The sequence below is a fragment of the Desulfosarcina sp. genome, assembly GCF_055467485.1.
The window spans coordinates 1-19,318 of sequence record NZ_JBUOIV010000041.1; the positions used below are offsets into that span (position 1 = coordinate 1).

General features: G+C 57.5%; 12 protein-coding genes. 4 read left to right on the forward strand and 8 right to left on the reverse strand.

Annotated elements, in window-relative coordinates:
- Nucleotides 1–122: 122 nt before the first annotated feature.
- On the reverse strand, nucleotides 123–1,340 hold the full coding sequence (locus ACZCED_RS17410; RefSeq protein ID WP_464861305.1) for an MFS transporter: 1,218 nt from the start codon (nucleotides 1,338–1,340) through the stop codon (nucleotides 123–125).
- 58 nt (nucleotides 1,341–1,398) lie between these two features.
- Nucleotides 1,399–2,517 carry a trans-sulfuration enzyme family protein gene (locus ACZCED_RS17415; RefSeq protein WP_462970154.1) on the reverse strand — a complete coding sequence of 373 codons (1,119 nt, stop codon included), beginning with the start codon at nucleotides 2,515–2,517 and terminating at the stop codon, nucleotides 1,399–1,401.
- 402 nt (nucleotides 2,518–2,919) lie between these two features.
- Between ACZCED_RS17415 and ACZCED_RS17420 the strand changes: the two genes are divergently transcribed.
- Complete coding sequence (locus ACZCED_RS17420) at nucleotides 2,920–4,404, forward strand: trimethylamine methyltransferase family protein (protein ID WP_464861306.1); 1,485 nt, start codon at nucleotides 2,920–2,922, stop codon at nucleotides 4,402–4,404.
- Nucleotides 4,405–4,717: 313 nt separating this feature from the next.
- Here the strand turns inward: ACZCED_RS17420 and ACZCED_RS17425 are convergent, their stop codons facing one another.
- Together ACZCED_RS17425 and ACZCED_RS17430 are read right to left on the reverse strand one after the other, a co-directional pair.
- Nucleotides 4,718–5,392, reverse strand: a complete 675-nt coding sequence (locus ACZCED_RS17425) for a hypothetical protein (RefSeq protein WP_462970152.1) — start codon at nucleotides 5,390–5,392, stop codon at nucleotides 4,718–4,720.
- Nucleotides 5,371–6,864 (reverse strand): hypothetical protein, encoded by a 1,494-nt coding sequence (locus tag ACZCED_RS17430; protein WP_464861307.1) that lies wholly within the window; start codon nucleotides 6,862–6,864, stop codon nucleotides 5,371–5,373. The genes ACZCED_RS17425 and ACZCED_RS17430 overlap by 22 nt, the downstream gene beginning before the upstream one ends.
- Nucleotides 6,865–7,340: 476 nt before the next feature.
- Here ACZCED_RS17430 and ACZCED_RS17435 point away from each other — a divergent pair, with 476 nt between their 5' ends.
- Nucleotides 7,341–7,922: an NUDIX hydrolase gene (locus ACZCED_RS17435; protein WP_462970150.1), complete on the forward strand. Its 582-nt coding sequence runs from the start codon at nucleotides 7,341–7,343 to the stop codon at nucleotides 7,920–7,922.
- A gap of 178 nt (nucleotides 7,923–8,100) precedes the next feature.
- Nucleotides 8,101–8,808, forward strand: a complete 708-nt coding sequence (locus ACZCED_RS17440) for an HNH endonuclease (RefSeq protein ID WP_464861308.1) — start codon at nucleotides 8,101–8,103, stop codon at nucleotides 8,806–8,808.
- A gap of 94 nt (nucleotides 8,809–8,902) precedes the next feature.
- On the opposite strand, the gene ACZCED_RS17445 is transcribed toward ACZCED_RS17440, so the two are convergent.
- The 4 genes from ACZCED_RS17445 to ACZCED_RS17460 all read right to left on the reverse strand — a co-directional run bounded on the left by ACZCED_RS17445 (nucleotide 8,903) and on the right by ACZCED_RS17460 (nucleotide 18,178).
- Nucleotides 8,903–11,515: a 1-acyl-sn-glycerol-3-phosphate acyltransferase gene (locus tag ACZCED_RS17445; protein ID WP_464861309.1), complete on the reverse strand. Its 2,613-nt coding sequence runs from the start codon at nucleotides 11,513–11,515 to the stop codon at nucleotides 8,903–8,905.
- A 49-nt stretch (nucleotides 11,516–11,564) separates the two neighbouring features.
- Complete coding sequence (locus ACZCED_RS17450) at nucleotides 11,565–14,453, reverse strand: sialate O-acetylesterase (RefSeq protein WP_464861310.1); 2,889 nt, start codon at nucleotides 14,451–14,453, stop codon at nucleotides 11,565–11,567.
- 8 nt (nucleotides 14,454–14,461) lie between these two features.
- Nucleotides 14,462–15,889: an MBOAT family O-acyltransferase gene (locus tag ACZCED_RS17455; RefSeq protein WP_464861311.1), complete on the reverse strand. Its 1,428-nt coding sequence runs from the start codon at nucleotides 15,887–15,889 to the stop codon at nucleotides 14,462–14,464.
- A gap of 213 nt (nucleotides 15,890–16,102) precedes the next feature.
- On the reverse strand, nucleotides 16,103–18,178 hold the full coding sequence (locus tag ACZCED_RS17460; RefSeq protein WP_462970145.1) for a hybrid sensor histidine kinase/response regulator: 2,076 nt from the start codon (nucleotides 18,176–18,178) through the stop codon (nucleotides 16,103–16,105).
- 361 nt (nucleotides 18,179–18,539) lie between these two features.
- Here ACZCED_RS17460 and ACZCED_RS17465 point away from each other — a divergent pair.
- A partial coding sequence (locus tag ACZCED_RS17465; protein WP_464861312.1) for a GTP-binding protein occupies nucleotides 18,540–19,318 on the forward strand: 779 nt, incomplete at its 3' end.

A 19,318-nucleotide genomic window follows, 5' to 3' on the forward strand; every position in this document is an offset into this window, starting at 1 on the left:
TCGATGTTCGATGTTCGATGTTCGATGTTCGATGTTCGATGTTCGATGTTCGATGTTCGATGTTCGATGTTCGATGTTCGATGTATCCGTCTGAGCGAAGTTGCACTTAACCTTCGGGTTTCTTATCGGGTCCGGACAAATGGCCGCGGCGTAACCCGGTTCCTGCGCAAAAGCGATTTCATGCAGACAAGGCCTGTTGCCGGTCCGGCGGCCAGGAAGACGAGCAGGTATGGCTTGGGCACCAGATCCGCCATCCATTGCATCAGGGACAGGCTGACCACGGTGATGGAAAAACCGATGCAGTTGACCAGGGTCAGGGCGCTCCCCACCAGTTCCGGCGGTGCCGTGCGGGCAACGATGGTTGAAAATTGGGGCGAATCCCCCACCACGGTCGTTCCCCAAAGCAGCATGAAAGCCAGGAAAAGGGCAGGGGGGGCAACGAAAAAAAGGGGCGAAAAAAGACAGCAGATGCCCGAGACGGCCAACTGGAGAAAGGCCACGCGCGCGCTGCCCACACGTGCCGAGACCAGCCCGCCGACGCTGCATCCGACACTGCCGATGCCGATGATCAGAAAGCTCCAGAAAGAGACATTGCCGGAAAGGCCGGGAACACCCGATAGGTAGGCGGCCAGGAAGACCGGCACAAAGGCCCATAGGGTATAAAGCTCCCACATGTGGCCGAAATAGCCCAGGGCGGCGGCGCGAAGCTCGCGGTGGCCAAACATCGTGACGACTGCCCGCGGATTGAACCGGGCCCCGGCCGCCAGGTACGGCCCGTCCGGAATCAGCAGAAACATCAGCAGGCCACCGAGCAGGCACACGCATGAAGAGAGAACGATGACGGCCTGCCAGGGCACCGATGACAGTCCGCCTTTCAACAGATGGGGAAAAGCCGTGCCCAGCACCAGCGCGCCGATGAGAAATCCCAGGGCATTGCCCAGGCCTTTTCGGTACCACCCGGCAGCGATCTTCATGCCCACCGGGTAGATCCCCGCCAGAAAGAACCCGGTGACGAAACGAAGACTCAGGAGCCACGCCAGGTTGTCGCCCGCCAGACTGGTGAGCAGATTGGACAGGGCGCCCGCCACCGCGCACAGCAAAAAGACACGCCGCGGAGAAAAGCGATCGGAAACGGCGAAGATGGCGAAGACCAGCGTGCCGGCGATAAAGCCCAATTGTACCGCACTGGTTATCCAGCCGGCCATGGGTGGCGATGAGGACCAGCGCTGCATTAATTCGGCGAGCACCGCATTTCCCGAAAACCAGATGGAAGTGCCGGCGAATTGGGCAAAAACGATGACCGGCAGCGTCCAGGACGCGCGCCTGGTTTTGCCTTTCACGACCGGCCGCACCGGATGTGGTGGCCGCGTGGGATCCCTGATGAGGTTCCGGCCGCGGTCATCGGATATCCAGGGCCTGATTCAGATCGTCGATCAGCGTCTGCACCGCTTCGACGCCTACGGAGAGGCGCACCAGATTTTCGCTGACACCGGCTTTCTCGCGGGCTTCGGGGCTCAAGGCCGCATGGGTGTTGGTGATGGGCTGGTTGGCCAGGCTGGTGACGCCGCCCAGGCTGGTGGCCAGCTTGATCGTCTTCAACCGGTCCATCACCTGCTTGGTGCCTTCAAAGTCAGATGCCACCTCGAAACTGAGCATACCGCCGAACCCGGTCATGCGTTCACTGGCGATCCTGTGGTCGGGATGGGCGGCAAGTCCCGGGTAATGCACGGCGGCGACATTGGGGTGCCCGGCTAAAAAGCGGGCGACCGCCATGGCATTTTCGTTGTGTTTGTGCATGCGGAGTTCGAGGGTTTGCAGGCCGCGCAGCGTGAGGAAGGCGGTCATGGGGTCCATGACCCCGCCGAATATCTTTCTGCGGTTCCAGATGCGGTCCGCACAGGGTTTGATGCAACAGACGAACCCCGCGGTGATGTCGTGGTGTCCGCCCAGGTACTTGGTGCCGCTGTGAATAACCGCATCGACTCCCCATTGCACCGGATGCTGGTTGACCGGCGATGCAAACGTGGCATCCAGCAGCACCAGCGCCCCTTTGGCATGAGCGGCGCTGGCCAGCGTCGGGACGTCAACCACGCGCAGCAGGGGGTTGGTGGGCGATTCCAGATAAAGCAGCGTCAGGCCCTTGTCGATTTCAGCCAGGATTTCTCCGGTTTTCCAGCAGTTGACATAGGTGACATCCACGCCGAAGTCCGGCAGGACGGTATTCATCAGTTCAAAGGTGCCGCCGTAGACCTCCCGGGTGGTGACGATGCGGTCGCCGGCGCGCACGTGGGCCAGAACGGCGGTGGAGATGGCGGCCATGCCCGAACTGAAACCCAGGGCGCGGTCGTAGCCTTCCAGGTCTGCCAGGGCCTTTTCGGCCTCCACCACCGACGGGTTGTCCCATCGGGAGTAGATGTATCCGCTGTGGTTCTGGACCACATCGATCAGATCGTCAGAATTGTCAAACTTATACGTAGCTGTCATGTAGACCGGCGGTATTACGGGTTTCCCTTTCACTTTCTGCTTTCCTTTCACCGTAAGGATAAAAATCGATTTCCAGTTCGCTCGCCGACCCCGCCGCCAGCGGCGATGAATGCGCTCGCTATCGCGGTTCAAAGGGCTGCCAATGGGCGTTGATACGGTTCGAGAGAGGTACGCTAAATGAATTGACCTGATATTACAACATGCAATTGTTATTTTCTCTGCAGAATCTTCCGCTTTTACCGATATCGCCGAGAACGGGGCGGTGGGTCGAGAAAATCCGTTTGACTTTTGGCCGGGAAACAGGCAGATGGCTAATCTGCGGCAATTTCTTTTGGACGCCGGTGTCTTTTCAAGCTCAATGCCTGCTGCACCATTCAACCGTTCATCTGACGATTGACCGAGGTTCGCAACCTGCCTGTCACAGGCCCTAACGGCATGTTCCCCCTGCAACGGGGATACAACATGGGAGATCTGCAGATGAACGACCGGATGCAGGTATTCACAAGGGACGAAATCAACCTGATCCATGATGCGTCCATGGAAATCCTTTCGGAAACCGGTGTCAAATTCAATTCCGAAGAAGCGCTGGACCTGTTCCGTCAGAACGGTTTCACGGTCACCAACCCGAGGGTGTTCATCACGGAAAATGAGCTGATGCGCGCCCTGGAGACGGTGCCGTCCCGTTTTGTGGTGCACGCCCGCAACCCGCAATACAACGTGGCCATCGGTGAAGATGACTTCGTCTTTTTGCCCACTGCCGGGGCACCCAACGTCTCCAATGCCGACGGCGTGCGCCGGCCGGCAACCATGGACGACTATTTCACCTGCTGTAAACTCGTGCAGACGTCCGACCAGTTGGACATGAACGGATACCTCTCGGTTCAGCCCACCGATGTCCCGTCTCAGATCGCCCACCTGGACATGATGCTTGCCAACCTGACCCTGTGCGACAAGGCCTTTTGTGCCGGCAGCAATTTCCGGCAGGCGGCGCTGGATTCGGTGGAAATGGCCGCAATTGCCTGGGGGGGTGTGGAGGAGCTGAAAAAGCAGCCGGTGATGCCTGCCATCGTGCACGCGGCCTCACCGCTGAAATACAGCCCGGAGATGGCTGAGATCATCATCGATCTGGCCCGGTTGGGCCAGCCACTGGTGATTACCGATATGGTGCTGGCCGGCACCAGCGGGCCGATTTCCCTGCCGGGGCTGATGGCCATGGCCAATGCCGAAATTCTGGCCGGCATTGTGCTGGCCCAGCTGGCCGGACCGGGGACGCCGGTGGTATATGGATCGGTTTCGGCGCCATCGGACATGCGCACCGTTTCCTCGGCCGTGGGTGCACCGGAAGCGGTGGTCCTGGCATCCGCAGTGATCCAACTGGCACGTCATTACCAAATCCCCTGCCGCACCGGCGGCATGCTGACCAATTCCCATTGCCTGGATTCCCAGGCGGCGGCCGAAGGCACCCTGATGATGAGCACGGCCGTGAGAAACGGAGCCAATTTCATACTCCACGCCTGCGGTCAGCTGGGCTCCTACATCTCCATGAGTTTTGAAAAATGGATCCTCGACGAAGAGGTGTGCCGAACCCTGCGGCGGGTGATCACCGCCATGGACATCAATGTGGAATCCATCGACGTTGCGACAATCAAAAGCCTCGGCAGCGATGGCAACTATCTCACCCATCCCACCACCTTCAAACACTGCAGGAGTCTTTACCAGCCCCATTTGTTCACCCGTGACGACTATCAGAAGTGGGAATCCAAGGGCGCCCGCTGCGTGGCCGATAAAACAGAGAAAATGCTGGCCGACCGCCTGGCCAGTTATGAAAAACCTTCCATCGATGCGGGTGTCGAACAGGCGTTGGCGGAGTACGTGAGCCGTCAGAAAAAGCGGTTGATGGAAAAAAAATTCATCTTTTGACGGCTCCGTAAAAAGTCCGATATCTGCGTTGCGCTTCATCCCTCGTCGCTGAGGCGTACAGGAATTGCGCTGCCTGCGGCACCCGCGATAGCGGTATTCTCGGGATGGAACATGAATGTTCGCCGTAGGGATCTTGATCGATTTGCCATTCGCTCGCTTGGGCTCGCTTTCGCGGCCCGCAAGCCTTGATCTCGGAATTTTTACGAGGCCGTCGGATATCTGACTTTTTACGGATTTTTCAGCTTTTTATAAAAAAGAACAGCACCCCGACGTCCATGTCGGGGTGCTGCTGTTATCAGGATGGTTAAAAAGATTACAATGAAAACATATTGTCCAGCCGCTCGAGGTCATTGATCACTCGCCAAGCCCCGCCGCCGGACTCCGTTTTATCCCGCCACTGATCGACCCGCTGCAGGTAATTTTTTGGATCGCGAATGTCGTCCCGCAACTTGGTGACGTTCAAGGCAATGATGTTGAACCCATCCAATTGAAAGGGCACATCCCGCACATGCCCCCGGGCCAGTTCTTCTTTGAGGTCCGAGAAAATCAGGACGTATTTCTGGCCGGATCCCGCTTCGTTCAGGTATTCGACCGCCTGGAGCAGTCCTCCGGAAATGTCCGTGTGGCTGCTGCCCGCCACCGACGATACGAAATCGGCGACCTGCTTTTGAAAGGCACGCTTTTGCGTGTTGGCCACCGATGGACGCTGGTCGAAGGTGACTTTGGCGACGATGTCCTTTTCGCTGAAGCTGCCTGTATCGATGCGCGCGACCGCCATGGTATCCCCGGGGGCCAGCGTGCCCAGCAGGTAATTGATGATGGCCCGGGCTTTGTTCAGTTCTTCGGTATAGGTGCCCGAGGTGTCCACCAGCATGTACACCCCCTTGGAATGGTCCACTTTCTGGGTGCATCCGAGGGTAACCAGCACGATCGTAAACAGCGCGGTTGCAACTATGGAGCGTGTGATCAGTCTGCTGTTTTTTTGCATGGCGCCGCCTCCTCCAACATGGTCATGGATGGGTTTGTTTTTACCGAACGGTCTTTTTGCGGTTTCGGTTCCGGGGGCGAGGCCGCCATTTTCCGAAGAATCAGCGCCTCCAGCCAGAGGGCCGGGAAGATAATCAGATCGTACACGTTGACCACCAATCGGCCCAGGTAATACCCCAGGTTGCCAGCCAGGCGAAGAAGCAATCCCAGGGCTCTCAGAGCCCAGGCGCCGGCCATGCCGAGCACGGTTCTCGATGACGAAACGAAGGTCTCGAAGGGCATGGCCACCGTGGTAAGGATGAAGGGCAGGATGAATCCCAGAATCATCTGGCCGACCGTGGGGATTTTGCTGGCGGCGACGGCAGTGGGTTCAACGCCGGCCAGACTCTGTCTCAGGGCTTCCATGTCCGCGGCAATGCGGTCGCGCATGAAGGCCAGGGACGACTCAACACCGGCCAGGATGGTGAGCATGACCAGCAGGATAAAAAAGAACCAGGTGCGCTTTTTGTCGTCGAGGCTGCCGATCACCGAAAACAGACGGGTGAAACGCAGGGCATCCATGAGAAAGATTCCCACGACGATCTCCAGGCAGACGATGAATATGCCGGCCACATCGGATGTTTTGAACGCACCGATATAGCTGGCGCCGCCCACCATCTCGGACATGGGCAAAGCCACCAGGTTGAAGTTGATGATGGCACCGATGACAAATATCCCCAGAACCAGTCCGGATGTGAAGAACTGGGTCAGCGAGGACGACGACAGCTGACGTTCGGCGATGTCGGTGTGCGTCCTGACGGTCTCATAGTCGGTCATGCATTGATCCACCGCCTGGGAACGGGCTGTCAGGTCGGAGATGGATTTTTCAATACCCTTGAGGGTTTTGTCGGTGGCGCGCCATTGGGGGACCATGCGGGAGAGGATGCCATGGCGGTCGGACACCGCTTTGCGGTGGCCCTCGAGGGCTGCCTTATGCTGCTCCTTCAAGGTGTTGTGGATATCTTCGAGAAGGTTGGCCACCATGGGGTCGCCCGAGGGCTTGATGCCGGCGATGGCATCGATCACCTTGACCCAGTCCGACAGACCCTGGGGAATTTCAGCGGTTTTACGATAATCGTCTTCGAGCTTCAACAGATCTTCACGGAGCTGTCGCTGCAAATGAGGGTAGCCTTCCAGATTTCGTTCCACGGCTGCGCTGATCCGCTCGAATTCGCGTTCGGTCCGTCGCTCGGCATGTTCCATGCCGGCAGCCAGCAGCACTTCACGGTTGCGTGCTTCCAGTCGCTGGCGGGCCATCTTCACCGAAGCGGACGCCAGGCGCATGGCATTGTATATCACCCGGCCCAGTGACGCCATGGAATCGTGAAAGGGCCGTCGTGCAAAATACATGGCCGCGATGCTCAAAAAAATCCATACCAGAACCGACAGAAACGGAACCGGTGTGATATTGAACAAAATTGTTGCATCTGGCATGATATCCTCCATTCATTCAGGTTGTAACCATGTTTCGGGCACTCACGTAGTAGTGAAAAAGGTCCAATGGGCTGTCGGATATGCCGGATTTCCCGGGTCGGTTCCCACCGAAGATAATTGTCAGATCATCGTTTCGCTTTCGGCCACGCTGGACTGCTGTCGCACGTATCGAGAGCGATTGCTCTTAGGCCCATCCAGCAATTCATATGCCGAGTTGATAATTCATATTGCAGTATTGCAGACAGCTGCTTCGGAAACCGCTGAATTCATGCCCATGCAATGTTTATCTTTTTGAAAATATAATGGATTCATCATCGACTGGCCGGATTGGCCAACCGGGCAGTCCTGAGGGTGGCTATCCATATGGGTTCGCAGAGAAGCGCAGGGTGTGTATTATTTTGTACAGCCTGTTTCGTTATGGTCAACCCGGATTCCCACCGTGCCACCCCATCCACGGGTTTAAGGATCATGAACAAATGAAACTGACCGCCTATAAAAAACTGTTTACCAGCCGGTTTTTAAACCTTTTTGAAATCCATTACCGTGACCGTGAAGGCCGGCCGAGAACGTGGCAGCTGGTGTCGCGTGAACGCACAGGACCGAAGTGTTTCAGCGGGCGTCTGGCAACAGCAGATGCCGTCGTCATCGTTGCTTACCATCTCGAGCGCAGGCGGCTGGTGGTCATTCGGGAATTCAGGGTCGCCGTGGGTGGTTTTTTATATGGATTTCCCGCCGGCCTCGTGGATCCGGGAGAATCGATCGAGATGGCTGCCAAGCGGGAACTGCTTGAGGAAACCGGGTTGACGGTCGTGGATCACCACCGAACCAGTCCGGTCGTGTTCAGTTCCTCCGGGATCACCGATGAAACGGTTGTCATTGCCCACGTGGACTGCGCTGGAGATCCCTCGGACGCCGGAAACACCTCATCGGAACAGATAGAAACCCTGTTCGTCGGCCAGGCGGATGCGAAACGCCTCTGCGGGGACGACACCATTTTCTTGGATGTCAAGACCTGGCTGGTCCTTTCCGGATTCGCCGCCGGTGGTCCGGTCAGGTAGGTGGAGACGGTGGCTGCCGGGGCCGGGTCAGACCATCTGAAATTTCCGTTTGCATCGGTGTTCATAGTGTTGTAATCAACGGTCCCTCAAAATGCGTTGCGGGTCGGTCAATTTGCGATCATCGATCAACTGCCACCCAGCGGCGTCGCTATTTTAAAAAGAGAGTCAAAGGATACCCATGACACTGAGCAAATTGGAAATTCAGCAAATGCTGCGGGAGATGAATGTCAAATTCGATGCCAAAGAGACTTACGAATCCCTCAAACAGCGATTGCAGGAGGAAAACCATAGCCGGTGGCTCAAATCCGTGTCGGGAATCCGGTCCACGGACGGAAAAACCGATAAAGCGCTGGTCAGAAAACGAAAGAGAGCGCTCTCCCCGCAAAGTCCGATAGCGGATCCGCCAAACCAGCCCGCGAAAACGGAAATGACGACAACACCGGCTCCGCCTGCCGAACCGGCCTATTCCCGCAAACCCGAAACGGCCCACCGGTCCCAGCCGATTGACAAACCGGCGCCCGGAAAGCCGTGGAAAGCGGCTGCGGACGGAACCGAACCGTTCAACCGCAAAAAAAAGGTGTTCGACTCTGTGCTGAAGCGCTGCGGGATGTGCTGTGAATGCTGCGGAATCGAAACCGATGAAGGAGCCGGGACCCACCGTTTGGCGCCTTTCCATATCCAGCCGCTTATGCAAGGCGGCGAGCATTCAATCAAGAACGTGGTGGCCCTTTGCCCAGCCTGCCTGGCATCCATGGAAAACGATCCGGATCCTAAGGCCATCAAGGATCTGAAGCGCAAGACCCGCTCCAAGCTCTACGCATCCCTGCAAGTGGTCAGGAAGAAAAGCGTGCGCACCCGGCGTCATGCTGCCAGACGGCGGAAATAGATACGAGTCCGTCAGACTTTTAGCTTTTTACGCGATCATCAACTTTAGTGGATAAATCCCGCTGCCGCGTTCGGCACGGCCCGGCGCCGCAGCACTACCGGGAAATAAGGCTCTGGAAGTGTACCAAAACATCATTCCACTGCCGCACCATTTCCTCGTCCTCGGAACCCCTTACCCCGTTCTTCGAAAAAAAGGCGATGGCATTGTTGTAGTTTGCCTTGGAGATGGATTCCTTCAACCGGATTTCCCCCTGCCGGATCATGCGGTTGCCGATGGCCAGCATCTTTTTCAGCATTTTGGCCTTGTGGTGGTGGTTGCGCCGGTTTTTGGCAAAATAGACCAGTGCCGTGCGATAGGATTCCAGGAAGGGTTCAATATATCCGGCAAAGAAAATCAGCTTGCGAAAACCCTCCGAGGATATGTTGTAGGTATCCGGCATGACCGGGTGGGGAACGAGGATCGCATTGTCGATAAATGCTTTGACGGTTTTGCGGACCGTGTAGGCCGGGGGATGGATCGGGTCCGGGATGAATTCCTCGCCAAACAGATCCTGAAGGCGCCGATAAGTGACATGCAGGTCTGCCGACGAAAATTGGAAGGCGTCTTTTTCCAATATGGCCAGGGCCGTGAAGGCCGCCGGTACGACATGGCAGATACTGATGTTTTTGTAGTAGTCCAGCGCATTGCGGCGGTTTTCCATGATCCGCCATTCGTTGTGGCGGACCTGATCGATGGCCTTGGCATCGACCCACTGGATGAATTTACGGCTCCGATAATGATAAAGGGCGTTTTCCACCGCGGATGCGTGCCCGTCGGCAAGGGTGTCTGCCAGGCAGGACCCTTGGGCATCCAACAGGTTCATTGACGCCTCGATGCGAAAGAACAGTTCCTTGCGGGAGATGATTTCCCTGCCGCCCGACAGCAGGGCGCCGGCAACCAGGGATTGGGGGGTGACAACCGTCTGCCGGTCAATGGCGTTCATCATCTGGGCGCCGATGTCCCGGCACAAGGTGTTCTGCTGTTTGGCAGAGAGCACCGCTCCGGTCAAACCCTGCTCGGCCAGCATTTCGTTCAGGCTGAGAGGCCGCCCGAAATTCAGGTGAACTTTGCCATAGCGGTCCTTCAGGATGCCTTTGGCCTTGAGCATCTGGCGGAAGCTCTCGGCAGCCTTTTTCCCCCCGCTGATTTCATGCAGGTAGGACCCTTCGTCCGGAATCCGGTCGTAGGCGATGAAGACGGGGACGAATATCATGTCCTTGCAGGCGCCCTCGAAAAAGGCGTGCAGCAGGATGGAGAGCATGCCCAGTTGGGGCTGGAGCAGTTTGCCGCTGCGGCTGCGGGTGCCTTCGATATAAACGGCGATGTTAAATCCTTCCTTGAGAACCTGAAAAATATAGGCGGAAAAGACTTTGGCATAAAACACGGCCCCTTTGAAGCTGCGCCGCACAAAAAAGGCGCCCACCCGGCGGAACAGCGGGCCCATGGGCCAGAAGGCCAGGTTCTTGCCGGCAAAGATGTGGGGGCAGGGCATGTGGTTGTCGTACAAGGTGAAGGACAAAAGGAGCGAGTCCATATGGCTTTTGTGGGCGGGCATGAAGATGATCGGCCCTTTGCGGGAAATGCGCTTGATGGCCGACAATGCCTCCGGGCTGAAGGACACCGACTCGAAAAGCGTGTTCAGGAAACGTCCCGTGACCCGGTGGACGATATTGATGAAGGAAGGGCTGTAATTGGCGGCGATCTCGTCCACGTAACCCAGGGCTTCGCGATGGGTCTGGAAAATCGTCATCCCGCGGCGTTCGGCGTACGTGCCCATGAACTGGCGCAACTCCTCGCCGGTCAGGATCTCCTGCTTGATCTCCTCGGGTGTTTTGATGGCGGGGCCGGTGATGCTTTTTCGATGGGCATTGATCTGTCCCAGTAGATCCCGCCGCAGTTTCAGCGCCAGATACTCGGCGCTGCGGCCTCGGTTTTCTGTTGATTCCAGAAACCGTTTCAGGTTGATCGGGTCGGATACTTCGATAAAGATGCTGCCCGGTTTTCTGAACAACGTGGCCAGGCGCCGCAACTTTCCCGGTTTCTGTGGGGACCCGAAAAAAATGTCAGCCATCGTCGGCATGGTGGATGCCGGGTGCTTGCTGAAGAACAAGAGCTGCGGAATGATGCAGATGGGCCGCTCCAGCGTTTGCTGAATATCGATCAGATGACGGATGGGATCGGTCTTGGATTTGATGAATCGCCGATAAAAATCGCGTTTTTCCACCAGCGGCAAAAAGGCGGTGGTCCCCTTGTCGATTTCGTCGCGAATGAATCCTGACCGGTAAGGGTCTCTAAACGAAAAGTGGTGCAGGAAAAAACGAGCCTGGGCGGTGGCGATGCGAATCATCCGGCTTACGGGCTGAAGGATCCTGATGCTGCAGTCGAAACCCAGTTGGGGATAGGGCAGGTTGGCCTGCATGTAGCGGGTATAGTAGCATAGGAATTCGAAATAGCTTTTGGTTTTCGAGACGTAGACGATGACTGCGTTATCGGGAAGCTCCTTCAGGGTCGCCTTGAGGTCGGGATTCAGGCAGATGCCTGAGAAGAGGCGTCGCAGGATGAACATGGAGAAGATGCCGGTCTGCTTGGGTAGCCAGCAGGAAAAGAGGTTCTGTGCATCCTCCGAGCGCCGTTGAATCCAACCCGCGAATCGTGATGGCTTGTTCATGGGGCGTTTATATCAGATTTGCCAAAAAAGGCCACCGTATATATGACGGTTATTGTGAAAACGGTTCCAGCGGGAGACGCAGTTCCGTGTTGTCCCGGACCGGGTTCGACGTGTCGGGATGAGCGCCGTACAGGTAGCGCACGTTGAAATCTGCGGGGACCTCGTTCTCCATCACGATGCGGATGGTATTGCCGTCCTTGCGGGAAACCGAGGCGATGGGCAGCGGCTCCCGGTCGGAGAGAACCTCGAACCCGGTGATCTGAGACCACGGGGTGAAGTCGGTGCCGCCCCGGTGCTCGATGGCGATCTCGATATTTGTGTCCGACGATCGGGTGACGCCCGTAATGGCCGGGCCGCGATGGTAGGACGCTTTGCCCAGCAGGTAAAGGATCGTCTGGGATGTTCGAATGCCCAGGGTGGTGTAGGACGCCGGAGTAAGGTGCTGGCGGCCGCGGTTCTCCAGATCCATGCTCAGGGCCCCCAGGTGGCTTTCGTCGATGGTCTTCAGCGCATCCGCCTGGGCGTCGCGAATCCACTGGCAGGGGGCGTCCCTGCCGGTGGGCCGCTTGACCAGAGGGATGATCAAGAAGGGAAGCCGGGGTCGGTTCGAGCCGTTTTTAATGTCGGATCGAATCTGATCGTTGACCAGGCGTTCCAGGGCGGCCCGGTATTCTTCGCGGGACACCGTCCCCCGCGCCGCATCCGCCTCCCCCTGCATCCACACCACGGCCTCCACCGACCCTCCGGCGGCGTTGATTCCTTCAACGGTTTGCTGAAAGATTCCGTCGGGGCCGGTGTCCAGCCAGAAGCCTTTGCCCCACTCCGCCTTGGCCGTCAGTCCGCTGCCGTTGACCGAATAATCCAGCAGTCCAACCGGAATCCTCAGCGCCCTGGTCAACCGGTTGCCCAGGGCCAGCGCTCCGTTTCCGGATGTTTTCGGGACGACCCATTCGCCATTGCGGTGAAGCATCAACAACGGAGATGGGCGATGGTCGCTGCCGGTGTAAAACCACTCGCGCATGTTGGATTGGCCGATGAAGGCAACCAGCGTGCCCACTCCCCATCGGTTGCCGCCTTTGTTGACCACCCACGGGGCGATGCCGCTGCGCACCTCCAAGCGGTACCACCCTCCCTGGGGAACCTGGCGCAATAAGCCGGTGTACAGCCCGTTCGCGGGCGAGTCGTCCACCACGGTCCAGGGAACCACCACCGCGTCGGTTTCGGCGTCCACCACCCGGGCTTCAACCGGTCCAGACAGGCCGGTATAGGAGCCGGTGACCACGATGTCCGCATCTTTGCCCTGGCGTTGAAAGATACGGCCCTGTTCGATGTCGGTCAGGGTCAGTTCGGGCAAGCTCAGTCCGGGCATCCCATCCGTGGGATGCGGTGCCGACGGCATGGCCGGTTGGCTGGCCGAATCGGTGCCCCCGGCCTGCGGTTCGATCGATTCAATGGCCATCCCGCTGTAAATGTCGCCGACGGTGGCAGGCGCCTCAGCAACCACCGGTATCGGCGGCGGATCCTTGCCGTAAAAACTCAACAGTTCGGCGTTTTCAAGGGTGAACACACCCGGGTGCTCGCTGGGATTGATCTGTATTTCCACCGATTCATCGAAGGGCAGGGGGACGATCATGTTCAGCGTTTCCCGGTTCAGGTTTCGCTGGTTCAACCCGGTATCCCCAGGTCGGGTCTTGACGGTGATCCGACCCTGGTGTGCCGGGGAGAAGGTCAGGTTCACCATCCTGAAGACCGTGTTCGTCGATCCTGGAAGCGCGGGCAGGGAGAAAAAGGCTCCTTCGCCGGGGGATCGGATTTGAAGGCCGTCAGGGGTGATATCCAAGGCACACGGGGTCACGGGAGTGGCACCCTCAAGGCGGATGCGTCGCTTGTTCACGCCCATCAACGGTTTGCCGGCAGCCGTGGCATACAAGGCCTCCAGATCCAGGTGGATCCGTTCCAGCCTGTCTTCACCGCTTTCCAAAATAATCCAATCACTGTCTCTGGCCAGGACATTGCGGCCGAACGTGGGGTCCTGGGTTGCATCGATGACCGCCATTCCGTTGAACGCGTGGGTGATAAACGGCAGCAGGCGGTCCATATAGTCGTCGCCATAGGCCACGACCACCGGACCATTGACTGCATGGGGTCCTGCGGCGTGGCCGGCCAGTGGCGCATTTGTCCGTGCGTCCATGCCCAGTACAAGGCGGTAGAGATCATCGTCCGGCGGCGGGCAGGAGGCAATCATCGGCGGATGGTCCAATGAAGGTGTTCCCCGTTCCTGAACCTTCAGGATCTGGTCGGCGGCTGCGGCGGCGCCAGAGCATGTCCACAGGCGCGACCGTTTGTGATAGACGTGGATTCCGCGGAGTTTGGCTTTTTTCAACGCGGGGTCCAGTCCGATAAAGCCGCTGATCGGGTGGCGGTCGTTGGCATCGATCAGCGCCTGGTAGAATCGGCTGCGCGCCCCAGCGCGACCGGAACCGATAAACTCCGGATATATGGATGACTTTCCAGGGGCCACCGTGACCATAAACCGGCGACCCGTTGCGCTGATTATTTTGTCTGCAGCGTGCAACTCCAGAAACAGCCGGTAGGATTCCTGCCGGGCAACCGATGGTGCCGAGTGGTCCTGGCTGTTTCCCTTCGGATACAGCCAGCCGTGGATACCGAGGTGCACGTCGGTTGCCGCAGTGACGGAAAACAGGTGATAGTTCAGCCAGTTGTTGAAAATTCTCAGGGGTTTTGCGGCGGGCAGGGCGTCTTTAAACCAGGCCTCGACAGCCTGGTAAAAGTCCCGGTCCAGCCACAATGTCGCCTCGGGGCGTGGAAATCCCTGCAGGACGGTGTTGTCCCCATTGCCGCGCAATTGGCCGATGCCCCACAAAGCGATCGGTGCGGTCAGCAGGGTCACGAAAAATAGAGAGAAAAACTTTTTCACCGTTTCGATTAAAACCGGTAGTAGATGAACGGGTTCTGGGTGCCGGAGGAGATAATGGCCACGCACCAGGGCAAGAGCACCATAAACAGGACAATGCCCGCCATGGTCGCCAGCAGCTGTCGATTGTCTATCCAGGGTTCGGCATCCATGGCCCCGGACGGCAGGATCAGTGCCGTGGCCGAACAAAGCATCAGCACGGTGTTCTTAAGATTCATCAGGTCCACCAGGGCAGCCGGCATTTCCAGACTGGTGAGACTGAACATGGCCGTGAAAAAATGGCCGGCCTGGCCCAGGTCGTCACAGCGGAAGATCACCCATCCGCATACGACCACTGTCAGGGTCAACAGGCGGCGAAGCCCGCGCAGGCGGTTTGGGGAAAACCGGCGCAGCCCGGTCATCCGCTCGAACACTAAAAAAAGGCCGTGGTAGGCGCCCCAGGCCGCAAACGTCCAGTTGGCGCCATGCCAGAACCCGCATAGGAGAAACACCAGGGCGAGGTTCAAATAGGTGCGGGGCCCCCCTTTACGGCTGCCGCCCAGCGGAATGTACAGATAGTCCCTGAACCAGCTGCTCAATGAGATGTGCCACCGCCGCCAGAAATCGGTCAGGCTCACGGCGCTGTATGGGCGGTTGAAATTTTCCAGGAAACGGAAACCGAAGAGCATGCCCAGGCCGATGGCCATGTCCGAGTAGGCGGAAAAGTCCAGATAGATCTGCAGCGTATAGGCAAGGGCCCCCAGCCATGCGGTTTTGGTGTCCAGCCCGGCAGGCGAAAGGCCGAATATGAGGTCGGCAAACCGGCCGCAGGTGTCGGCCAGGATCACTTTTTTGCTCAGCCCCCAGCAAAACCGCATCGCACCTGCATGAAAGCGGTTCCAGGATTCCACCCGATTGTCGATCTGGTCGTGAATGTCACGGAATCGGACGATGGGGCCGGCCACCAACTGCGGAAACAGGGCCACATACATGCAAAAGTCGATCACGTTGGCGATGGGCCGGCACCGTCCACGGTAGACGTCGATCGTGTAGCTGAGCTTCTGGAAGGTGAAAAAAGAGATACCCACCGGCAGAGCCACGGCTTCCCACCCGGACAGGTCGATGCCAGCCCGGGCCAGTTGCCCGGCGGTCTGGGCCACCATGAAGTTGGCGTATTTGAACCAGGCCAGCAGTCCCAGATTGACCACAATGGACAGGGTCAGCCACAATCGCTTTCGTCCTGCGAAGCGGTCCATGAAGCGTCCCATCGCGTAGTCGAACAGGGAGGACCCGGCCAGAAACAGGATGAAATCCGGGGCGCCGAAAAGATAGAAAAGGTAGGAGGCGACGAGCAGGGTCAGGTTGCGCAGACGGTTTTTAAGCAGAACATGCTGACCGTAGTAGCAAAGCATCACTACCGGCAGGAAGGCGAAGATGAAGAAAACGCTTGAAAAGATCATGCGATTGGTTCTGTATCAATCGGAAATGAACCGCGACGGCGAGCGCCTTGCCCGTCGCTTGCGGCGGGGTTAGCGAGCGAACTGGAAATCGATATTCATCCTTAGGGTGCTGCGCAGCACTGCCGCTGCCGGCAGAACAGTCCCGGCGGGTTACCGCCTGGAATCATCAAGCCGGGCCTGGCTCAAACCGATGAGACGGTGTTATCGGACCAGTCATGCGACGGGCTGGTGGTGGCCATTGTCGATCACCTCGCGGATGGCATGGGAGAGTTTTTCCATGCCGAAGGGTTTTTGGATGAACCCGTTGCATCCCCGGGAGATGATGGCAGCGGCGTCACCCATGCTGTAGCCGCTGGCCAGCAGTACCTTGATGTCCGGTCGGATCGTGCGCAGCCGGTCAAACACCTCGCCCCCGCCGATGTCCGGCATGATCAAATCCAGAATCACCAGGTCGATCTCCCTGGGGGTATCGTTGAACACACGCACCGCGTCATCGCCGCAGCAGGCTTTGATCACGGTGTATCCCATTTTTTCGAGCATCTTTACGCCCACATCGAGGATATAGGGCTCATCGTCCACCAGTAAAATGGTTTCCGGACCTTTTAAGATGCCTGCCGGCGCCGGTGCCGGTTCTTTGCTGGTTTTCTTGGAAATGGGCAGGTAAACACTGAACGTGGTGCCGCGGCCGGACTGGCTCTCAAAATCCACAATGCCATCGTGGTTCTTGACGATGCCGAACACCGAAGCGAGCCCGAGGCCCGATCCGCAGCCTAACTCCTTGGTGGTGAAAAAAGGGTCGAATATGCGGTGGGAGATGGCCGGGTCGATGCCTTTTCCCGTGTCCGTGACCGATACCCGTACATAGTCGCCGTAACTGATTTCAAAGGGTTTGACGAATTTTTCGTCAATGGTGACGTTCTGGGTTTCCAGGTAAAGATCGCCTTTTTCAGACATGGCCTGCCAGGCGTTGAGGTAAAGGTTGATCAGGACTTGTTCGATCTGCCCCCGGTCGGCGGAGACCAGGCGAACATTGGGTTCATAGGTCTCGTGGATCCGGATGGATTTGCGGGTTCGACCGAACAGGGCGGCTGTTTCGGACACGACATCGTTCAGGTTCACGGGCTTGACCACATATTTTCCGCCTCTGGCGAAACCCAGCAGCTGCCGGGTCAGGTTGGCGCCGCTGTCAACCAGCTGTTCGATGCTGTGGACATTCTCGTAAAGCGGATGACAGTTGTCGACATCCAGATACATCAGGGAGATGTTCCCCTGTATGCCCATGAGCAGGTTGTTGAAGTCGTGGGCGATGCCGCCGGCCAGCGTGCCGATGGCCTCCATCTTCTGCGCCTGCTGGAGCTTGCTCTCTACATTTTTCTTCTCGGTGATATCGATGATGATACTCTGGTATTCCATGGCGTTGCCCTGCTCATCGAACAGGGCGCGGTCGGTCCACTGCCGCCACAGGATCTCGCCGGTTTCGGTCCGGGTGGCCTGTTCAGAGATCACCGTGGGTTTGTCCGGGCGAAGGCGCTGCAGTCTGTTTTGCATGCGCTGCTGCTCGACGTCGGGAAACAAAGCAAAGACATTCGTATCCACAGGGAAGTCGCCGGAAAGCTGAAAGTTATTTTTGAAGCGGATGTTGGCAAAGGTAAGATCGCCGTTGGGCCGGTACCGGCAAACCATGGCCGGCATGTCTCGGGAAACGGAGCGGTATCGATCCTCGCTTTCCCTAAGCGCTTTTTCGACCCGCTTGCGTTCTTCGATTTCATTGCGAAGTTGATCGTTGGCCTGCTCCAGCGCCTCGGTGCGCTGCTGCACCCGCCTTTCAAGACGGTCGTTGGCCTTCTTCATGCCGGCTTCCGCATGTTTGCGGGCCGTGATGTCGTGGGTGACGACCACGGCATGGGTAACCTGGCCGCTGTCGTCCCGATAAGGATTGTAAGTGACCTGATAGCAGCGCAATTCCCTCCCATCGAACTTGAACCAGTCTTCCGAGCTGGTCACATCGCCGGCAAAACAATGGTCCAGCTTGGGTTTGATGATCGAGTCGAATTGTGACTGTCCCCACACGGCGGCGACGCTTTTACCGACAACATCTTCGTGCCGCTGCCCCCGGGCGCGGCAATATGCCTGATTGACGCTTTCATAAATATAGTTGCGGTCGATCATGGTGAGCAGCTGATCGGCCGCATTGGCGATGAACTGGGTTTTACGCCAAGACGCCTTTTCCTTCTCCAGAAGCCGGAGCTTTTCCTGAAGGATCTTTATTTGGTCGGTTGATTCGTCCATATTGAAGCTCTGGGTCATTTCGGCCGGGGTTGCCTGAAGGTCTTGAATCGTGCGCCTGCTATGGCAGACGCCATTGTTATGAACCACCTGCACTCTTTTTTCGCATATCAATAGACCGGATGCAACCGCTTCGTCAATATATGGTTGCGATCGCTTTGCCGTATTCGGTTATATGGCTACTTTTTTGTTGACATCCACTGCAACAACACTATATTAGCGCACCAGCATCCTGATCGGTAGTCGAAGGTCCCACATCTGGTGCGGTCATTGCCAAATGCGGGATCTTTTTTTTATTATACCTTTAACATAAAGACCGAGCGCATCAACCGGTCAGCCGTTGCGCTCACAACTAGAGGACATCATGGCAACACGCATCGAGAAAATCAGAAATATAGGCATCAGCGCCCATATCGATTCAGGCAAAACCACGCTTACCGAGCGGATCCTGTTTTACACCAAGCGCATCCATGCCATCCACGACGTAAAGGGCAAAGACGGGGTGGGGGCCACCATGGATTCCATGGAGCTTGAAAAGGAGCGTGGGATCACCATTGCCTCCGCCGCCACTTACTGCGAGTGGAACAAGCATGAAATCAATATCATCGATACGCCGGGCCATGTCGATTTCACCATCGAGGTGGAGCGATCCCTGCGGGTTCTCGACGGTGCGATTCTGGTGCTATGCGCTGTCGGGGGGGTTCAATCCCAGTCTATCACCGTCGATCAACAAATGCGGCGCTACAACGTTCCTTTTATCGCCTTCATTAATAAATGCGATCGTAACGGCGCCAATCCGGAGCGTGTGATCCGGCAGCTCGAACAAAAACTGAGCCACAAACCGGTTGCTATGCAGATCCCAATCGGCCTGGAAGCTGACCTTCAGGGCCTGGTGGACCTGGTGAGCATGAAGGCCCTTTATTTCGAAGGAATCAATGGTGAGGAGCTGCGCGAGGCAGAGATACCGGAATCCCTGGTAACGCTAGCCCTCGAGAAAAGGGAGGCCCTGATAGATGCGGCGGCAATGTTTTCAGACGAGTTGACCGAAGCCGCCCTTGAAGAAAAGGTCACGCCGGAACTGATCATCGAGGCTGTTCGCCGAGGAACTATCGCCCGGGCAATGACACCGGTTTTTTTGGGGTC

What these genes read in the sequence shown, in the direction of transcription:
- ACZCED_RS17420 (WP_464861306.1), top strand. Translation starts at nt 2,920, where the DNA reads ATGTTCCCCCTGCAACGGGGATACAACATGGGAGATCTGCAGATGAAC.
- ACZCED_RS17425 (WP_462970152.1), bottom strand. Translation starts at nt 5,392, where the DNA reads ATGCAAAAAAACAGCAGACTGATCACACGCTCCATAGTTGCAACCGCG.
- ACZCED_RS17430 (WP_464861307.1), bottom strand. Translation starts at nt 6,864, where the DNA reads ATGCCAGATGCAACAATTTTGTTCAATATCACACCGGTTCCGTTTCTG.
- ACZCED_RS17435 (WP_462970150.1), top strand. Translation starts at nt 7,341, where the DNA reads ATGAAACTGACCGCCTATAAAAAACTGTTTACCAGCCGGTTTTTAAAC.
- ACZCED_RS17440 (WP_464861308.1), top strand. Translation starts at nt 8,101, where the DNA reads ATGACACTGAGCAAATTGGAAATTCAGCAAATGCTGCGGGAGATGAAT.
- ACZCED_RS17445 (WP_464861309.1), bottom strand. Translation starts at nt 11,515, where the DNA reads ATGAACAAGCCATCACGATTCGCGGGTTGGATTCAACGGCGCTCGGAG.
- ACZCED_RS17455 (WP_464861311.1), bottom strand. Translation starts at nt 15,889, where the DNA reads ATGATCTTTTCAAGCGTTTTCTTCATCTTCGCCTTCCTGCCGGTAGTG.
- ACZCED_RS17460 (WP_462970145.1), bottom strand. Translation starts at nt 18,178, where the DNA reads ATGGACGAATCAACCGACCAAATAAAGATCCTTCAGGAAAAGCTCCGG.